General features: G+C 65.8%; 16 protein-coding genes. 7 read left to right on the forward strand and 9 right to left on the reverse strand.

The features are described 5' to 3' along the window. Position 1: 1 nt before the first annotated feature. Together AC30QB_RS12085 and AC30QB_RS12090 are read right to left on the reverse strand one after the other, a co-directional pair. Entirely contained in the window at positions 2-859 is an 858-nt protein-coding gene (locus tag AC30QB_RS12085; protein ID WP_489546469.1) for an MOSC domain-containing protein, read from the reverse strand. After that, positions 856-3285, reverse strand: a complete 2430-nt coding sequence (locus tag AC30QB_RS12090; protein WP_489546470.1) for an AsmA family protein — start codon at positions 3283-3285, stop codon at positions 856-858. The genes AC30QB_RS12085 and AC30QB_RS12090 overlap by 4 nt, the downstream gene beginning before the upstream one ends. A 107-nt stretch (positions 3286-3392) precedes the next feature. Between AC30QB_RS12090 and AC30QB_RS12095 the strand changes: the two genes are divergently transcribed. The 5 genes from AC30QB_RS12095 to AC30QB_RS12115 are packed head-to-tail and all read left to right on the forward strand — an operon-like array spanning position 3393 to position 8850. Further along, entirely contained in the window at positions 3393-4499 is a 1107-nt protein-coding gene (locus AC30QB_RS12095) for an FAD-dependent monooxygenase (RefSeq protein WP_489546471.1), read from the forward strand. A 9-nt stretch (positions 4500-4508) separates the two neighbouring features. Beyond that, complete coding sequence (locus tag AC30QB_RS12100; protein ID WP_489546472.1) at positions 4509-5258, forward strand: DsbC family protein; 750 nt, start codon at positions 4509-4511, stop codon at positions 5256-5258. 9 nt (positions 5259-5267) lie between these two features. Further along, entirely contained in the window at positions 5268-6998 is a 1731-nt protein-coding gene (locus tag AC30QB_RS12105; RefSeq protein ID WP_489546473.1) for a M61 family metallopeptidase, read from the forward strand. Beyond that, positions 6983-8065: a DUF3108 domain-containing protein gene (locus AC30QB_RS12110; RefSeq protein WP_489546474.1), complete on the forward strand. Its 1083-nt coding sequence runs from the start codon at positions 6983-6985 to the stop codon at positions 8063-8065. Before AC30QB_RS12105 ends, AC30QB_RS12110 begins: the two co-directional genes overlap by 16 nt. Continuing rightward, positions 8062-8850 carry an enoyl-CoA hydratase gene (locus AC30QB_RS12115; protein ID WP_489546475.1) on the forward strand — a complete coding sequence of 263 codons (789 nt, stop codon included), beginning with the start codon at positions 8062-8064 and terminating at the stop codon, positions 8848-8850. The genes AC30QB_RS12110 and AC30QB_RS12115 overlap by 4 nt, the downstream gene beginning before the upstream one ends. Positions 8851-9069: 219 nt before the next feature. Here the strand turns inward: AC30QB_RS12115 and ruvC are convergent, their stop codons facing one another. From ruvC to dusB, 6 genes are all read right to left on the reverse strand, one after another. Next, the gene (gene ruvC / locus AC30QB_RS12120; RefSeq protein ID WP_489546476.1) at positions 9070-9618 is read right to left on the reverse strand and encodes a crossover junction endodeoxyribonuclease RuvC; all 549 of its coding nucleotides are present in this window, start codon (positions 9616-9618) and stop codon (positions 9070-9072) included. Then, positions 9615-10586: a phosphatidate cytidylyltransferase gene (locus AC30QB_RS12125; RefSeq protein WP_489546477.1), complete on the reverse strand. Its 972-nt coding sequence runs from the start codon at positions 10584-10586 to the stop codon at positions 9615-9617. Before AC30QB_RS12125 ends, ruvC begins: the two co-directional genes overlap by 4 nt. Before the next feature lie 28 nt (positions 10587-10614). Beyond that, positions 10615-11235 (reverse strand): lysophospholipid acyltransferase family protein, encoded by a 621-nt coding sequence (locus AC30QB_RS12130; RefSeq protein WP_489546478.1) that lies wholly within the window; start codon positions 11233-11235, stop codon positions 10615-10617. Positions 11236-11470: 235 nt separating this feature from the next. Further along, positions 11471-13042 carry a bifunctional phosphoribosylaminoimidazolecarboxamide formyltransferase/IMP cyclohydrolase gene (gene purH, locus AC30QB_RS12135; protein WP_489546479.1) on the reverse strand — a complete coding sequence of 524 codons (1572 nt, stop codon included), beginning with the start codon at positions 13040-13042 and terminating at the stop codon, positions 11471-11473. A 13-nt stretch (positions 13043-13055) separates the two neighbouring features. Continuing rightward, the gene (locus AC30QB_RS12140) at positions 13056-13292 is read right to left on the reverse strand and encodes a Fis family transcriptional regulator (protein ID WP_489546480.1); all 237 of its coding nucleotides are present in this window, start codon (positions 13290-13292) and stop codon (positions 13056-13058) included. A 109-nt stretch (positions 13293-13401) separates the two neighbouring features. After that, positions 13402-14442 (reverse strand): tRNA dihydrouridine synthase DusB, encoded by a 1041-nt coding sequence (gene dusB / locus AC30QB_RS12145; RefSeq protein WP_489546481.1) that lies wholly within the window; start codon positions 14440-14442, stop codon positions 13402-13404. A gap of 111 nt (positions 14443-14553) precedes the next feature. Between dusB and AC30QB_RS12150 the strand changes: the two genes are divergently transcribed. Both AC30QB_RS12150 and AC30QB_RS12155 read left to right on the forward strand, forming a co-directional pair. After that, entirely contained in the window at positions 14554-15036 is a 483-nt protein-coding gene (locus tag AC30QB_RS12150; RefSeq protein ID WP_489546482.1) for a YqaA family protein, read from the forward strand. A 95-nt stretch (positions 15037-15131) separates the two neighbouring features. Beyond that, positions 15132-15728 carry a hypothetical protein gene (locus tag AC30QB_RS12155; RefSeq protein ID WP_489546483.1) on the forward strand — a complete coding sequence of 199 codons (597 nt, stop codon included), beginning with the start codon at positions 15132-15134 and terminating at the stop codon, positions 15726-15728. Positions 15729-15802: 74 nt separating this feature from the next. Here the strand turns inward: AC30QB_RS12155 and AC30QB_RS12160 are convergent, their stop codons facing one another. Then, entirely contained in the window at positions 15803-16357 is a 555-nt protein-coding gene (locus AC30QB_RS12160; protein WP_489546484.1) for a phasin family protein, read from the reverse strand. Positions 16358-16493: the final 136 nt, after the last annotated feature.

Below are 16493 nucleotides of genomic sequence, written 5' to 3' on the forward strand. Positions count from 1 at the left end.
TTCAGTCGAAACGGTAGCGGGCGACGCCGGTCTGGCCGACCCGCAGCCCGCAGTCGATGCCTTCGACAATCACCGTATTCATGCCGAAGGCAATGGCGCCGTCGAGCAGCGCGTGGGTGCGGTAGGTGCTCAGCGTGTCGCCCGGCTCTACGCCCATCTCGCCGGTGAGAGGGTTCACGTTGGGCACGGGGCAGCGTGAGCAGGGCTTCACCAGCTTCAGGCGCACCGGGCCTTCGGGTGTGTCGAAGCGGATCTCGTCGAGCTGGTCTTCGCCGTGCGCATCGAGGCCTGTGAGCACGATGTTGGGCCTAAAGCGCGCCATCGTCACCGGCTCGGCGCCGCGTGCGGCCAGCCGCTGGTTGAGCTCGCCCACTGAAGCCTCAGCAGCCACCAGCAGCGGGAAGCCATCGCTGAAGGCGTTCTCCGCGTCGATGTCGCCCGTCCATTCTTTGCTGGACAAGCGCTTTTCGTCGGGATCGAAACGCACCAGGCGCACCTTCTGGCCCAGGTAGTCACCGAACCACTGCGCTGCCAGGTCACCCATGTCGAAGGCCGCCACTTCGTCGTCCCACACCCTCACCCGCACCGGGCCTTCAACGGCATCGTTGGCCAGGTGCAGAGCCAGCATGCCGGGTGCGCGCAGCACCACCTCGGTGTGTTTGAGCGTGGGCTGGACCAGCACCATGCGCGGGTGCTCGCGCTGGGTCACGAGCGTGCCTGTCTCGTCGACCACCATCCAGGCGCGGTCGAACTCCAGGCCCGTTTCGATCAGCAGCGCCTCACGCACGCTGACCCCGCCACAGCTCTTGACGGGGTAGACGTTCAAGCCACTCAGCGTCACGTTCAGTTCGTTGCTCACTTGAAGAGTCCCTTGAGTTTGTCTTTCAGTTTTTCTTTGGCCGCGTCTTTTATCGAAGCCGAATCGCTGCCGCTGGCAGCGCTTGCGGCCGAGGGCAGGCCCAGCCTTTCTTGCAGCTGTTCTTTCAGCTTGTCTTTCACCTGCGCGCCCACTTCGGTCTTGAGCGCTTGCGCGGCAATGGCCGACCACTCTATGCGCCAGTCCATGGCCTCGAAGGGCCCGCTCAGGTGCACCGGGATCGTCAGGCCCTTCAAGGCTGCGAGGTCGGCCCCGTCTTGCCCCTTGGTGGTGGACGTGACCGTGGCCCGCGCGGTGTAGTCGATCACGCCCTTGCCCACGTCGAGCGCGCCATCGCCGCCAAGGCGAAAGAACGGGCTCTTGGCGTCGAGGTCGGTGTTGTTTGCGACACCCGCATTGATCTTGAAGCTGGCGGTGAGCTCAGAGAAATCGGTCTTCTCGCTCTGGCTGGCCTTCTGCTTTTCATCGGCCTGCTTCATGCCGAGCGTGGCCTTGGCCTGGCGCAAGCTCTTGGCGAGGTTTACGCCCTTGATGGCGCCGTCACGCAGCTGCAATGCGGCCGTGCCCTTGAGGCCAGACTTCAGCTCGTTCACGCTGCGCCCGGCGCTGTCGACATCGAGCGTGACGCGGCCTGTGCCTTCCAGAATGTCTTTCTTGGCCACGTCTTTCAGCAGTGCGTTCACGTTCACACCGGTGGCGGTAGCGGTCACCGCCACGCGGCTGGCGCGGGCGTCGGCGAAGGCCGTGGCCACGAGGCTGCCGCTCCACGCCTTGCCGGCAAGCTGGCTCACGCGCAGCATGCCGCCTTCGAGTGTGGCCATCAACACCAGGTCGTTCACGCGATAGGTCTGGTAGGCAAACTGCCCCACCCGCACGTCAAACTTGCCTTGCAGCGAGCGCAGGGCTGAAAGGTCGACCGGCGTGTCGGCGGCAGGGCCTGTGTTGGTCTTGGCTGCGGAGGCGGCGGCCGCGGCGGCTGGCAGCAAGCGGTTCAGGTCCAGCGTCTCGAAGCGCGCGCTGGCGTTCAGTGTCAGCGGCGTGGTGGCCAGGATGGCGCTGCCTTCGCTGGTGAAGGGGTTGGCGTTGATCTGGCCCTTGAGCGCCCAGTGCGCCGCTTGCGCAGAGGCATCGGCCTTGCCCTGAATGGCGATGCTCAGCGGTTGCAGCGAGGGCTCTTGCAGCTGCAGCTGGGTGTTGAGGTCGGTGACAGCCAATGCACCCTTTTCCAGCTGCAGCAGCAAGGTGGCCTGCACCGTGCCGCTGAGCTGGCGCGGGCCGCTGCGGCCCTTGAGCGTGCTCTCGACATTGGGCACCACGATGCGCTCAAAGCTGCCGCTGGGCGCAGCGGTCTTGAAGCGGGTCTCGATGGTGGTCGGGCCTTGCAGGTTGATCTGCCCGCTCAAGGGGCTGCCGGTGAGTGAGTCGCTCTGCACCGCCAGCTGGGGCCAGTCGAGGTCGAGGCTCAGCGGCTGGCCATTCGACGTGCCACCCAGCTTCACCCGCAGCTTGGCCAGCAGCAGCGACTTGTTCAATGGGTCGTAGGCAAAGCGCTCTACCGCCAGCGTGGAGTTGGCGAGCCGCAGCGTACCCAGGGTGGCGTCACCCGCCAGCTGCACGCCGTCGGCCTGCAGCGTGCCTTTGTTGCCGTCGAGTGCCAAGGCGCCCTTCAGCGTGGCCGAGACCGCCTGCGCGCCGGGCGCGTCACCCTTCCATGCCAACGCCATGTCGCGCAGGCGCAGGCCTTTGTTGGCGAGGTCTAGCGTGAGCTTCGTGCTGCCGCTCAGCTCGCCCTTGACCGCCGGTGCAGCGAGTGCGATCTGTGCACTCAGCGTCACCGGCGACTCGACCTGGTCGGCCAGGCGCCCGGTGCTGAGTGAGGTGAGTGTGATGTCGCCGGCGAGCTTGGCTTGGTCGTCGCGCAGCGTGAGGCGCAGGTCGTCGAGCTGGATGCTGCTCACGTCGAAGCGCAGGGCGGGGCCGCTGGGCTTGGGTGCTGCGTCGGGCTCGCTGGCCAGCAGGTCGTCGATGTTGGACTCGCCCTTGCCGCCACGCCGGTAGCTCACCCGCAGGCCGCGCGCGCTGATGCGGTCGACCACCACCTGCTGGCGCAGCAATGGCAGCACGTCAACTGACAGTGCGGCTTCGCTCAGCGACAGGAATTCGTCGGCGCGCCCCTTCTCGCTCAACGTGACGCCCGACACCTGCACCGCCAAGCGCGGAAACACCGAGAGCTTGACCGGGCCGTTGATGGCCAGCGTGCGGTCGCGGTGCGTTTTCATCCAGTCGACGGCCAGGCCCTTGTAGGCATTGGCATCGAAGGTGGCCACCAGGTAGGTGAGGGCGGCTGCGATCAGCAGCACGAACACGCCCAGGCCGATCAGCAGCTTGCGTATCCAGGGAGATTTCATGCGGGCTCGGCCCCTCGTGAGGGCCTTTTGTGTGGGAGAACAGACAGGGAAAACACAGATTCTGCCTTGGAGCTACTGCCATGCTGGCCTCTCTACAATGAAACGCTATGAATCGCTTCGATGTCTGTGTGCAAGGGGCCGGGATCGTCGGCCAGAGCCTGGCGCTGTCGCTTGCGCGCCAGGGGCACCAGGTTGCGCTGGTGGCCGATGCGGGCAGCGCCGCAGCTGAAGACGTTCGCGCCTATGCGCTCAATGCCGCCTCGGTCGAGTTGCTGCGCGGCCTGAAGGTGTGGGACGCGCTGCCCCCCCACGCCGCCACCGCCGTCTACGACATGCACATCGAAGGCGACCAGCCCAGCGGCGTGCTGGAGTTCTCGGCCTGGCAGCAAAAGTTCAGCGAACTGGCCTGGATCACTGACGCGGCCGTGCTCGAAAAATCTCTGGCCGCTGCCGTGCGTTTTGCCCCTCACGTCACGGTGATGAGCAGCCCGGCAGAGGCCACGCTCACCGCGCTGTGCGAAGGCAAGGCCTCGGCGGCGCGCGAGGCACGCGGCGTGGTCTGGCACAAGCAAGACTACGGCCACCGTGCCCTCGCCGCGCGCCTGGTGGCCGAGCGGCCGCACGCCAACACCGCGCGCCAATGGTTTCGCCAGCCCGACGTGCTGGCCTTGTTGCCTTTCGATTCGCCGCAGCCCGAGCATTCCTATGCGCTGGTCTGGTCGCTGCCCGAAGCGCAAGCGCAGGCGCTGCTGGCACTCGACACCCCGGCCTTCGAGCAACAGCTTCAAGCCGCCACCGGCGGCGCCTGCGGTGCGCTGCGCCTGGCCAGCGAGCGCGCCAGCTGGCCGCTCACGCTGGCCCGCGCGCAAGCCTGGTGTGGCGAAGGCTGGGTGTTGCTGGGCGACGCTGCCCATGTGGTGCACCCGCTGGCCGGCCAGGGCCTGAACCTGGGCCTGGCCGATGTGGCGGCGCTGGCCAGCGTTGTCTCGCAGCGCGAGCCCTGGCGCTCGCTGGGCGATGCGCGCCTGCTGCGCCGCTACGAGCGCCAGCGTCAGGCCCCCACCGTCGCCATGGGTCAATTGACCGATGGTCTTCTGCGACTCTTTTCACAGGAGCAGCCCGCCCTGCGGGAACTTCGCAACCGTGGCATGAGTCTCGTGAGTCACCTCCCTCCACTCAAGCGCTGGCTCACTTCGCGCGCGCTGGGTTCTTGAAAGCCTCCTATGTTGTTCACTCGCTCCTCCTCCCGCACCTTCCTCGCCTTGGCAGTGGGTCTGCTGCTGGTGCAAACCGCCGGGGCCGATGAAGCGGCCATCCGCAAGAACCTGCCCGAGCGCCTGCCCAACTTCCCCGCGATCGACGAGGTGAGCAAGACGCCAATTGCCGGCATCTACGAGGTGCGCCTGGGCAGCGAGGTGATCTACACCGACGAAGCCGGCAACCACATCATCCAGGGCAGCCTGATCGACACGCGCACCCGCACCAACATCACCGAGGCCCGCCTCAACAAGCTGAGCGCGATCGACTTCGCGCAGCTGCCGCTGAAAGACGCCTTCATGTGGAAGAACGGCACCGGCGCACGCAAGATGGCCGTCTTTGCCGACCCGAATTGCGGCTACTGCAAGCGCTTCGAGGCCGATCTGCAGAAGGTCAAGAACGTGACCGTCTACACCTTCCTGTTGCCCGTGCTCGGGGGTGACTCGCCGCAGAAATCAGAGAACATCTGGTGCGCCAAGGAGCCGGCCAAGGCCTGGCTCTCGTGGATGCTCGAAGGCAAGACGCCGACCAAGAACATGGTTTCATGCCCCACCCCCATGGAGCGCAACCTAGAGTTCGCGAAGAAGTACCGCATCAACGGCACGCCCGCCCTCATCTTTGCTGACGGCACGCGCGTGCCCGGTGCCATCAATGCCGAGCAGATTGAAAAGCAACTGGTGGCCAGTGCCAAGCCGGCCGCTCCCGCGACCAACTGACCCCCGTCGATGATCTCTTACCGGCTCGAGATCGCCGACGCGCACGCCCACCTCTTTCGCATCACCGTCAGCGTGCCGCAACCTGCGGCGCAGCAGCACATCAGCTTGCCGGCGTGGATCCCCGGCAGCTACCTGGTGCGCGAGTTCGCGCGCCACCTCTCGGGCCTGCAGGCGCAGCAGGGCTCGCACGCGGTGCCGCTGCAGCAGCTCGACAAGGCCACCTGGGTGGCCACCTGTGAAGGCAAGGGTGCGCTGACGCTGCGCTACCTGGTGTATGCCTTCGACAGCTCGGTGCGCACCGCCTTTCTCGACACCCATCGCGGCTTCTTCAACGGCACCAGCGTCTTCTTGCGAGTGCACGGCCGCGAGGCCGAGCCGCAACGCATGGAGCTGCGCAACCTGCCCAAAGGCTGGGAAGTGGCCACCGCCTTGCCCTCGTTGATCAAGGGCTACTACGAAGCGGCCGACTACGACGAGCTGGTCGACCACCCGGTCGAGATGGGCCGCTTCTGGCGCGGCGAGTTCAAGGCAGCGGGGGTGCCGCATGAGTTTGTGGTGGCGGGCGCGCTGCCCGACTTCGACGGCGACCGCCTGCTGGCCGATGCGCGCCGCATCTGCGAAGCCGAGATCGCCTTCTGGCACGGCAAAAAGAAGACCTTCTTCAAGCGCTATGTGCTCATGCTCAACGCGGTCGACGACGGCTACGGCGGCCTGGAGCACCGCGCCAGCACGGCGCTCATCGCCGCGCGGCGCGACCTGCCGCAGCGCGGCAAGAGCGAGCTCACCGAAGGCTATGTGACCTTGCTGGGCCTGATCAGCCACGAGTACTTCCACACCTGGAACGTGAAGCGCCTGCGGCCCGCCGAGTTCAAGACCTTCGACTACACGCAAGAGAACTACACCGAGCTGCTGTGGTTCTTCGAAGGCTTCACTTCGTACTACGACGACCTGCTGCTGCTGCGCGGTGGCCTGATCGACGAGGCGCGCTACATCAAGCTGCTGAGCAAGACGCTCGGCGGCGTGCTGAGCATGCCCGGGCGCAAGGTGCAGAGCGTGGCGCAAGCCAGCTTCGACGCCTGGGTGAAGTACTACCGCAGCGACGAGAACACGCCCAACGCCACCATCAGCTACTACACCAAGGGCTCGCTGGTGGCGCTGGCCCTAGACCTTACGCTGCGCGGCGAGAGCAAAGGCTCGCTCGACGATGTGATGCGCGCCTTGTGGGAGCGCAGCGAGGGCGGGCCGATCAGCGAGGCCGACATCGCCTCGGCGCTTGCACATGTCGGCGGCCGCTCTTATGCCAAGGAGCTGCGCGCCTGGGTGCACGGCACCGACGACCCGCCTTGGCGCACGCTGCTGGCCAAGGCCGGCGTGGCCTGGAGCCAGCAGCCGCCGAGCGTCGCCCAGCGCTTGGGGCTGCGCGCGTCCGAGAGCGCGCTCACCGGCATCAAGCTCAGCAACGTGCTGCGCGATGGCGCCGCCGAAGCCGCGGGCTTGTCGCCTGGCGATGAGGTGATCGCGGTCGATGGCTGGCGCGTGCGCCGCCTCGACGACCTCACGCGCCTGATCGCCGACAAGGCCACCGCCCAGCTTCTCGTGTCACGCGACCAGCGCATGCACACGCTGGCCCTCAAGCTGCCTGCCGCACCCGACAGCGGCGCCGTGTCACTCGCTTTGGCGCCTGCCGACAGCACGCCCCAGGCCGCAATGGCGCTGCGGCGCGCATGGCTCGCGACCTGACGCTCCTCTCGTTGCGCCGGGTGCTCGCGGCTGCGGCACTCGTGTTGGTGGTGCTGGCGGGTCATCTGGTGTTGAGCGAGCTGCTGGCGCAGCACGCAGCCCGCTTTGCCGACGCGCAGGCGGCCATGCCGGCGCGCATGGAAGTCGTCTACGTGCGCGAGATGGTGCTCGCTGTGCCGCCGCCGCGCGCCGCCCGAGCTTCGGCCCAGCGGCGCACTGTTGCGCCCTCACTCGCTCCTGCGGCATCTGCCGCGTCGACGCCGCAGCTTGTGGAGCCACCGCTTGCGCAAGCGCCCGCCGAGCCCGAGCCCGCCGAGCCCGTGACGCCAACTGTCGTCGCCGACGCGCTGCCACCCGACCTGGCGGCCTCCGCCGCTGAGCCTTTCGACTGGCCGGTGTCCACCCGCATGCGTTACGAGCTGACGGGCAACTTTCGTGGCGAGGTGCATGGCGATGCGCAGGTGGAATGGATACGCGCCGGCCCGCGCTACCAGGTGCACCTGGATGTGTCGGTTGGCCTGCTGGCGTCGCGCCGCATGAGCAGTGAAGGCGAGATCACGCCCGAAGGCCTGTCGCCGCGCCGCTACGACCAGGAAACCAAGCTTGCGTTCGACGACCCGCACCGCACCTGGGTGCGCTTCGACGGCGACCAGATACGGCTTGCGACGGGGCAACTGGTGGCCCGCTGGCCCGGCGTGCAAGACACGGTGAGCCAGTTCGTGCAGCTGAGCTTCTTGTTCGGCTCACAGCCCGAGCGCCTGCGTGTGGGCAACATGGTCGAGATGCCGCTGGCCATGCCCCGCAAAGTGTCGCTCTGGCAATACGACGTGGTGGAAGAAGAGACGCTCTACACGCCCTTCGGCGAAGTGCAGGCCTTTCACCTGAAGCCGCGCCGCGAGCCGCGCGCGGGCGGCGACATGACCGTCGACATCTGGATCGCGCCCCAGCTGCGGCATCTGCCCGTTCGCTTTCGCATCCGCCCCGACCCCGAGGCCTACTTCGATCTGGTGCTAGACCGCCGGCCCGAGCTGGCCGCTCCCGACACTTCTGCAAGGAACCCACCATGACCTTCGAATGCATCCTGACCGAGCTGCGCGGCAGCGGCCCAAAGAAAACCGGTCTCATCACGCTGAACCGCCCCAAGCAGCTCAATGCCCTGAACGACACGCTGATGGACGAGCTGGGCGCGGCCCTCAAGGCCTATGACGCCGACGACGCCGTGGGCTGCATCGTCATCACCGGCAGCGAGAAAGCCTTTGCGGCCGGGGCCGACATCGCGGCCATGGCGGGCTGGAGCTACATGGACGTCTACAAGAGCGACTACATCACGCGTAACTGGGAAACCATACGCGCGATACGCAAGCCGGTGATCGCCGCGGTGGCCGGCTTTGCGCTCGGCGGCGGCTGCGAGCTGGCGATGATGTGCGACGTCATCATCGCCGCCGACACCGCCAAGTTCGGCCAGCCCGAGATCAAGCTCGGCATCATCCCGGGTGCTGGCGGCACGCAACGCCTGCCACGCGCCGTGGGCAAGGCCAAGGCCATGGACATGGTGCTCACGGGCCGCATGATGGACGCGGCCGAAGCCGAGCGAGCAGGCCTGGTGTCGCGGGTGGTGCCCGCCGCCGAGTTGCTCGATGTGGCGCTTGCCGCCGCGCAGACCATTTGCGAGTTCAGCGGGCCTAGCGTGATGATGGCCAAGGAAAGCGTCAGCCGCGCGTACGAGTCACCGTTGTCCGAAGGCGTGCTGTTCGAGCGGCGCCTGTTTCATTCGCTGTTTGCGACGGACGACCAGAAGGAAGGCATGGAGGCGTTCGTGAACAAGCGCAAGGCGACATTCCAGCATCGATGACGCTGCGGCTGGCGGCCTGAACAGGCGCCTGGACTCGCCACCTGCAACTCAAGAGAAGCCGTCGGTACGGCCAGCACCTCGGCGTTGTTCAACTCCATTTGTGATCTTGCTCTTGTGTCGCGGAACGAAGGCGCGAGGTTCAATGAATTTGATGTTTTGAATTATGGGCGGGCGGGGTCGCTTACGGGTGAACCCGCAGACCCAAGGATGCGCGCACGTTCAATAGCTGCGCCCACCCTTGAACTGTGCTTTGGTCGTGCGCACCCGCGCAGTGGCTTTCTCGATCGCCGCAAACGAGCGCGCAGCATGTGCGTGGCACACCGCCAGGCCTAGCGCATCGGCAGCGTCCTTGCCGGGCAGGCCGGGCAGCTTCAAAAGCCGCTTCACCATTTCCTGCACCTGCTCCTTGGTCGCGTGCCCGGCGCCGACGATGGCCTTCTTCATCTGCAGGGCGGTGTACTCCGCCACCTCGATGTCGCACGACACCAGGCCCGTGATGGCTGCGCCTCGCGCCTGGCCCAGCAAGAGCGTGCTCTGCGGGTTGACGTTCACAAACACGATCTCGACCGAGGCGCATTGCGGCGAGTAGCGCGCGGCCACCTCGCGCACGCCGTCGAAGATCACCTTCAGGCGCAACGGCAGCTGGCCCTTGTCGACTGCATCGGTCTTGATGGTGCCGCTGGCCACGTAATGCAGCTCGCTGCCCTCCACGTCGACCACGCCGAAGCCGGTGGTGCGCAGCGCGGGGTCGATGCCGAGGATTCTCATGCGCCGAAATACCAGTGGACGGAATGGAAGAACACGGGTGCGGCAAAACAAAGGGGCGCCACGCGGTCGAGCAGGCCCACGGCCCCTGTCACCGAGGCGCGGCCGCCCCAATGCCGCACGCCGGCATCTCGCTTGAGCGCCTGCATCACCAGCGCCCCCATGGTGCCGCAACCGCCGGCCACGAAGCCGATGAAGAGGGCTTGGCCCGGCTTGAACGGCGTGATCCAGAACAGCAGGGCGCCCACCACGCCGCTGGCAATGCAGCCCAGCCACCACGCGCGCCACGAGAAGCTGCGGCTGATGTGCCGCGCCACCGGCCGGGGCCGCAAGCGCCGGGTCGCCGCCTGCTGCGCAATCTGCGCACTGACCACGACCACCACCAGGTAGAGCACCAGGAAAGCGCCGCGGTCTACGTAGCCGGGGAATTCGAGCAAGAGCAAGGCTGGCGCGTGGCTCATGCCGTAGACGCAGACCATCGTGCCCCACTGGATCTTGGCAGTGCGCTCAAGAAAGCGCGTGGCATCGTTGCCGAACACGGCCAGCACCGGCAGCGCTGCAAAGGCATACACCGGCACGAACACGCTGAAGAGGTCGAAGTACTGCCCGCCTGCGAGCAGGTACTGCACCGGGATCACGAAGAAGAAAGCCGCCAGCAGCGCGCGGTGGTCACCTCGGCGCGTGTGGGTGAGGGTGATGAACTCGCGCAGCGCGAGAAACGAGACCACGGCAAACATCAGCGTTGAGAAGAACGCCCCGGTCGCCCAGGCCACCCAGAACAGCAGCGTTCCGACCCACAGCGCGCGCAGATCGCGCCACATGGCGTCGATCGCTTCCTGCTGGTCAGCAGGCAGAGCTCGCAAAGACCTGACGAAAGCAATCGCCGTGGCCAGCGAGAGAACGCCGAACACGATCACGAACAGCAGGCCGATCTGCTGAGAGATGGTGAGGCTGCGCAGCCAGCTGTTCATCACGCGTCTCCCACGGCGCGGGCCGTCATCACGCTGCCACTTTCGAAAGGGCGATCACGGCGTCGCGAGCGCGGGAAAGAAAGGCGCGCTTGTCTTCCCCCGGCGCAAGCTGTAACGGTGCGCCGAACGTCACCGAACACAAGATAGGCACAGGCACCACTTCGCCTTTGGGCATGACACGCTGCACGTTGTCAATCCACGCCGGGATCAGCTGCACCTCGGGGAACTGCCCGGCCAGATGGAATAAGCCCGCCTTGAATGCCTGTGGCTCGCCTTTGTTGCCGCGCGTGCCTTCTGGAAAGATCACCAGCGAATCGCCATTGCGCAGCGCTTCGGCCAGCGGCTCCAGCGGGTCTTCATCGTCGGTGCGCACGCGGCTTACATAGACCGCGTTGAACACCTCGCGCGTGATCCAGTGCTTGAAGGGCGACGACGTCCAGTAGTCGCGCGCCGCAATGGGGCGAGTCTGTGCGCGCAGGTCGCGTGGCAGCGCCGCCCAGATCAGGACCCAGTCGAAATGGCTCTGGTGGTTGGCGAAGTAGATGCGCTGCTCGGCTTTGGGCGGGCTGCCATACCAGTGGCCTTGCGCGCCGGTGATCAGGCGCGCAAGAAAGGCCAGCAGCAGGCCTGCCATTTCAGGGAGAGACATGCGGTGATCTTATCGAGTGAGGCACTTGCAGCGTTCGGGTTGAGCTTGTCGAAGCCCTTCGACAGGCTCAGGGCGAACGGCGGTGTGCTCGGCGCGAACGGTGGTTTGCTCGGCACGAACGGTGGTGTGCTCGGCGCAAATGGGCGTGTGCTCAGCGCAAACGGTGGCGTGCTCTGCGCAAATGGTGGCGTGCTCAGCGCAGATGGTGCCGTGCTCAGTGCAAACGGTGGTGTGTTCAGTGCCGGAAGTGGCGCACGCCGGTCAGCACCATCGCGATGCCGTGCTCGTTGGCTGCCCCGATCACCTCTTCGTCGCGCATGCTGCCACCGGGGTGGATGACGCTGGTGGCGCCGGCCTTGACCAGCTCATCGAGCGTGTCGCGGAACGGGAAGAAGGCATCGCTCGCCACCGCCGAGCCCTTGAGCGAGAGGCCCGCCGCCTCGGCCTTGATGCCGGCAATGCGGGCCGAGTCGAGCCGGCTCATCTGGCCCGCGCCCACACCCAAGGTCATGCCGCCGGCGCAGAACACGATGGCGTTGCTCTTCACGTACTTGCCCACGGTCCAGGCGAAGAGCATGTCTTGCAATTGCTGCGTCGTGGGTTGCACCTTCGTCACGACCTTCAGGTCAGACAGCTTCAGCGCGTGGTTGTCGGCGCTCTGGATCAAGAGGCCCGAACCAACGCGCTTCACGTCTTGGGCATTGCGGCCTTGCTGCCAGGCCGTCTCGCCACCCGACGGCAATGCGATCTGCAACACGCGCACGTTTTTCTTCGCGGCCACGATGGCCAGCGCTTCGGGGGTGAAGGCCGGCGCGATCAGCACTTCCATGAATTGCTTGGCCACCTGCTCGGCCGTGGCACCGTCGACCTCGGTGTTGAAGGCGATGATGCCGCCGAAGGCCGATGTCGGGTCGGTCTTGAAAGCCTTGCCGTAGGCTTCAGCCGCGTTGGCACCGAGCGCGACGCCGCAGGGGTTGGCGTGCTTGACGATCACGCACGCCGGCGTGCTGAAGCTCTTCACGCACTCCCATGCCGCATCGGCGTCGGCGATGTTGTTGTACGACAGCTCCTTGCCTTGCAGCTGCTGGCCCGTGACCAGTGAGCCAGGCGCGGGGTGCAGGTCACGGTAGTAGGCAGCCGTTTGATGCGGGTTTTCGCCGTAGCGCAGGTCTTGCAGCTTGACGAAGCGGCCATTGCTCTGCGCCGGGTACGCGGCGCGCGTGCCATCGGCTTGCAGCGACGACAGGTAGTCGCTGATGGCGCCGTCGTAGTTCGAGATGCGGTTGAAGGCGGCCACCGAGAGCGCGAACTTGGTCTTGTTGCTCACCTGCTTGTCGGCTTTCAGCTCGGCCAGCACCTGCGCGTACTGCGAAGCGTCGGTCAACACCGCCACGTCTTTCCAGTTCTTGGCCGCAGAGCGCACCATGGCCGGGCCGCCGATGTCGATGTTTTCGATGGCGTCTTCGAGCGTGCAGCCGGGCTTGGCGACAGTGGATTCAAATGGGTAGAGGTTGACCACCAGCAGGTCGATGGGCGAGATGCCGTGCTTTTGGATGGCAGCCACATGCTCGGGCAGGTCGCGCCGCGCCAGCAGGCCGCCATGGATGGTGGGGTGCAGCGTCTTCACGCGGCCGTCGAGCATCTCGGGGAAGCCGGTGTGGTCGGCCACCTCGGTGACGGGCAGGCCGGCGTCGGCCAGCAGCTTGGCGGTGCCGCCAGTGGAGAGCAGTTTCACGCCCAGGGCATGCAGCTCGCGGGCGAAATCGAGCACGCCAGTTTTGTCGGAAACGGAGATCAGGGCTTGCATGGCGGCTTTCTGTTTATTTCACGAGCTTGTGATCGAGCAGCTTGCGGCGCAGGGTGTTGCGGTTGATGCCCAGCCATTCGGCGGCGCGGCTCTGGTTGCCTTCGGCGTGCTTCATCACCACGTCAAGCAGTGGCTTCTCCACCACCTTCAGGATCATCTCGTACATCGCGGTGGGCTCCACGCCGCGCAAGTCCTTGAAGTAGACCTCCAGGCTGTCCCGCACACATTCTTCGATATGTTTTTTACTCATGACTGCTCCCCGCTCGCCGAATACGGCGACCGACCCTGCAAGAGGGTCGGGCCTTGCTTGGGGCGGCCCGGCACGGCGGCCAGGTACACATGAGAAGGGGCGCTACGGTTCATGCTTCTTGTTCGATGAGGGTTTCAATGGCTGCCGGGCGGATGGCGGGCAGCCGGTGATGGGTGTCGGCCAGTTGGTCAAACCAGTCGTTCACGGCGCGGACTTGCGTATCGCAAGTGTCTAGCGTGTTCATGAAGGCGCGAAAGCTTTCGCCGCCAGGCAAGGCGCGCACGGCCCAACCTATGTGCTTGCGCGCGGTGCGCACGCCGGCAAATTCACCATAGAGCCCGTAGTGCTCGTGCAGGTGCTCCAGCAGCCACTGCTTGGCTTGTTGCACCTCGGGTGTGGGCAGGTGCTCGCCCGTCTCCAGGAAATGCGCAATCTCGCGAAAGATCCAGGGCCGGCCCTGTGCAGCGCGGCCGATCATGATGGCGTCGGCACCCGTGGCCGCGAGCACCTCGCGTGCTTTCTCGGGGCTGTCGATGTCGCCATTGGCCACCACTGGAATGCGCAGCGCGGCTTTCACCGCGCTGATGGTCTCGTACTCGGCGTTGCCCTTGTAGCCTTGCTCGCGCGTGCGGCCATGCACCGTCACCATGGCCACGCCCGCCGATTCTGCGGCGCGTGCGATGCGCACGGCGTTGCGCTCGGCCTGGCACCAGCCGGTGCGCATCTTGAGTGTGACGGGTACGCGGTGAGGCTCACAGGCAGCGACCACGGCTTCGATGATCTCTAGCGCCAATGGCTCGTCTTGCATCAACGCCGAGCCGGCCCACTTGGTGCAGACCTTCTTGGCGGGGCAGCCCATGTTGATGTCGATGATCTGTGCGCCGCGGGCGATGTTGTAGGCCGCGGCCTCGGCCATCATGGCGGGCTCGGTGCCGGCGATCTGTACCGCGATGGGCGCCACCTCGCCGTCGTGGTTGGCGCGCCGCGAGGTCTTCAGGCTGTTCCACAGGTCCTTGCGCGAAGTGACCATTTCGCTCACTGCATAGCCCGCGCCCAGGCGCTTGCAGAGCTGGCGAAACGGCCTGTCGGTCACGCCCGCCATCGGGGCGGCGAACAAGCGGTTTGCCAGAGGAATGTGGCCGATGTGCATGGCGCGAGGAGGCTGCTGAAGCGCGAGGGTGGCTGCTCAAAAAGGAGGCAGAGTATAGCCCCGCACAGCCGAGCTCTTTTGCACAAACTCGCCCCCGCATAATCCCCGCCGATGGATGCATGGATAGAGCCGCTGCTGGCCCTCTTGGCCCTTCCCAAGTTTGGCTTGGGCACCATCTTCGTGGTGGCCTTTGTTTCTGCCACCTTGCTGCCGCTGGGCTCTGAAGTGGCAGTGCTGGGCTTTTTGAAACTCAACCCTGAAATGTTCTGGCCGGCCGTGCTCGTGGCCACCGCAGGCAACACGCTTGGCGGAGCCTTCACCTGGTGGATGGGCTATGGCGCCGAGCGTGCCTACGAGAAGCTGGTGCACAAGCCGCATGAGGCGCGCTTGTTGCTGTGGCTCAAGCGCTTTGGCGCCAAGGGCTGCTTGCTGTCGTGGCTGCCCTTCGTGGGCGACCCGCTGTGCGCGGTGGCGGGCTGGTTGCGTTTGCCGTTCTGGCCTTGCGTGGGCTACATGGCGGTTGGCAAGTTTGGCCGTTATGTCGCCATGTCGGCGGCCGTGCTGTGGCTCTGGCCGGGAAAGTTTTCTTACTGAACTGCCAGATAGTCGACAGTTGTGCGCCGCCTCAGGCTGCGATCAGCGTGATCGGTGTGGCACGATCATCCGGACCATTCCGCACCGAGGTTTTCGTGTCCACCAAGAGTCTTGATGCTCGGGCCCAAAAGGCCCGCCCCGCTGAGAAGAAGGCGACGAAACCGCTGGGCTGGCTCGATCGACTGAAGCGCCTGCGGCTTCGCTTCCAGCGCAAGGGTGCCAGCATTCATCTGCTGATCGAAGACCCGGCCGAGCACCTTGCCGGCATCAAGCGAGAGGCTGTGGCCGCGCACACCTCTGAAGCCACCATGCTGCGGATGGCACTCAAGGGTGTACTTGATCGCCATGCCTCGGCGCGCTCGGTGGTGCCACATTTGCGTGTGCTGGAAAAGGCGCTCAACCGGCACGGCTTGAAAGCGCTGGAAGAGTTGCCGCCCGATGTGATGCAGCGGGCGCTGTCTCAGCTTGAGACGCTGGTGTCCGACTGGTCGCATGGTGGGCTGGCGGCATTACGTGCCCGTCTCACCGCAGCTTTGGTGAAGCACGGGCGCGCCAAGAAAAGCCTGCGCGGCGCGGAGCGGCTGTCGGACTTTCAAGACAGCCACCCGTTGCAGGTGAATGAATCGAGCGTGACCACTTTCATGGAAGCCAACGCGCAGTGGGAGCGGTCTTTGACCGGCCAGAAGCTCTGACCGCGCGAGCGACGCGCCCAGAGAATGCGAAAGGGGCGCCGGGGCGCCCCTTGTCACGTCTGCCGCTCTGAGTCTCAGCTTGTCTTGCGCGGCGCGCGCTTGGCGGCAGGCTTGGCCGCCGGCTTGGCTGCCGACTTGGTGGGGGTTTTGGTGGCCGTCTTGGCGGTGGTCTTGGCTGCCGTCTTCGCGGCCGGGGCCTTGCCACCCAGCTTGGCCACTTGCGCGGTCAGCTCGTCGATGCGCTGGGTGAGAGCGGCCACGTCGCGGGCGTTGGGCACGCCCAGCTTGCCCAGGGCACGCGAGGTGCGCTCTTCGAAAATGGATTCGAGCTTGTCCCAGTGCTGACCAGCCTTGGCCGTCACGTCGCCGGCCATGCCGCTCATCTTGCTGGCGACTTCGCCCAGCTTTTCTTCGGCCACGTTTTGCGTTTTCTTCTGCAAGGCGCCGCCTTCTTTCACCAACGCCTCGAACACCTTGCCGCCTTCTTCCTGAGCCTTGGAGAAGGCCCCCAGGCCGGCCAGCCAGATCTGCTGTGCCGAGTCTTTCACCGTGCTGGCGAACTGGCTGTCCAGCAGGCTCGATGCCGATGCGCTCTTCTTGTCTGCCATCTGCTTGAGTTTCTTGACCATGGTTTCTTTCCTGTGGGTGGGATGAAAACCGCTCCGGGCCCAGAGCAGCGTATGGCTCGCACTATAGGAGCGACATGCGCCGCGCGCCTAGCGTTTCTCTAGTGAGCGATCTCTATGGGCCACTCGGGGTAAGCGT

It is taken from the genome of Rhizobacter sp. (assembly GCF_046595475.1).
GTDB lineage: Bacteria > Pseudomonadota > Gammaproteobacteria > Burkholderiales > Burkholderiaceae_C > Rhizobacter.

Excerpts from the sequence above, each read along its gene's own strand:
- purH (WP_489546479.1), bottom strand. The coding sequence starts at position 13,042 with ATGCAAGCCCTGATCTCCGTTTCCGACAAAACTGGCGTGCTCGATTTC.
- AC30QB_RS12090 (WP_489546470.1), bottom strand. The coding sequence starts at position 3,285 with ATGAAATCTCCCTGGATACGCAAGCTGCTGATCGGCCTGGGCGTGTTC.
- AC30QB_RS12125 (WP_489546477.1), bottom strand. The coding sequence starts at position 10,586 with ATGAACAGCTGGCTGCGCAGCCTCACCATCTCTCAGCAGATCGGCCTG.
- AC30QB_RS12115 (WP_489546475.1), top strand. The coding sequence starts at position 8,062 with ATGACCTTCGAATGCATCCTGACCGAGCTGCGCGGCAGCGGCCCAAAG.
- AC30QB_RS12095 (WP_489546471.1), top strand. The coding sequence starts at position 3,393 with ATGAATCGCTTCGATGTCTGTGTGCAAGGGGCCGGGATCGTCGGCCAG.
- dusB (WP_489546481.1), bottom strand. The coding sequence starts at position 14,442 with ATGCACATCGGCCACATTCCTCTGGCAAACCGCTTGTTCGCCGCCCCG.
- AC30QB_RS12130 (WP_489546478.1), bottom strand. The coding sequence starts at position 11,235 with ATGTCTCTCCCTGAAATGGCAGGCCTGCTGCTGGCCTTTCTTGCGCGC.
- AC30QB_RS12150 (WP_489546482.1), top strand. The coding sequence starts at position 14,554 with ATGGATGCATGGATAGAGCCGCTGCTGGCCCTCTTGGCCCTTCCCAAG.
- AC30QB_RS12140 (WP_489546480.1), bottom strand. The coding sequence starts at position 13,292 with ATGAGTAAAAAACATATCGAAGAATGTGTGCGGGACAGCCTGGAGGTC.
- ruvC (WP_489546476.1), bottom strand. The coding sequence starts at position 9,618 with ATGAGAATCCTCGGCATCGACCCCGCGCTGCGCACCACCGGCTTCGGC.
- AC30QB_RS12110 (WP_489546474.1), top strand. The coding sequence starts at position 6,983 with ATGGCTCGCGACCTGACGCTCCTCTCGTTGCGCCGGGTGCTCGCGGCT.
- AC30QB_RS12105 (WP_489546473.1), top strand. The coding sequence starts at position 5,268 with ATGATCTCTTACCGGCTCGAGATCGCCGACGCGCACGCCCACCTCTTT.
- AC30QB_RS12160 (WP_489546484.1), bottom strand. The coding sequence starts at position 16,357 with ATGGTCAAGAAACTCAAGCAGATGGCAGACAAGAAGAGCGCATCGGCA.
- AC30QB_RS12100 (WP_489546472.1), top strand. The coding sequence starts at position 4,509 with ATGTTGTTCACTCGCTCCTCCTCCCGCACCTTCCTCGCCTTGGCAGTG.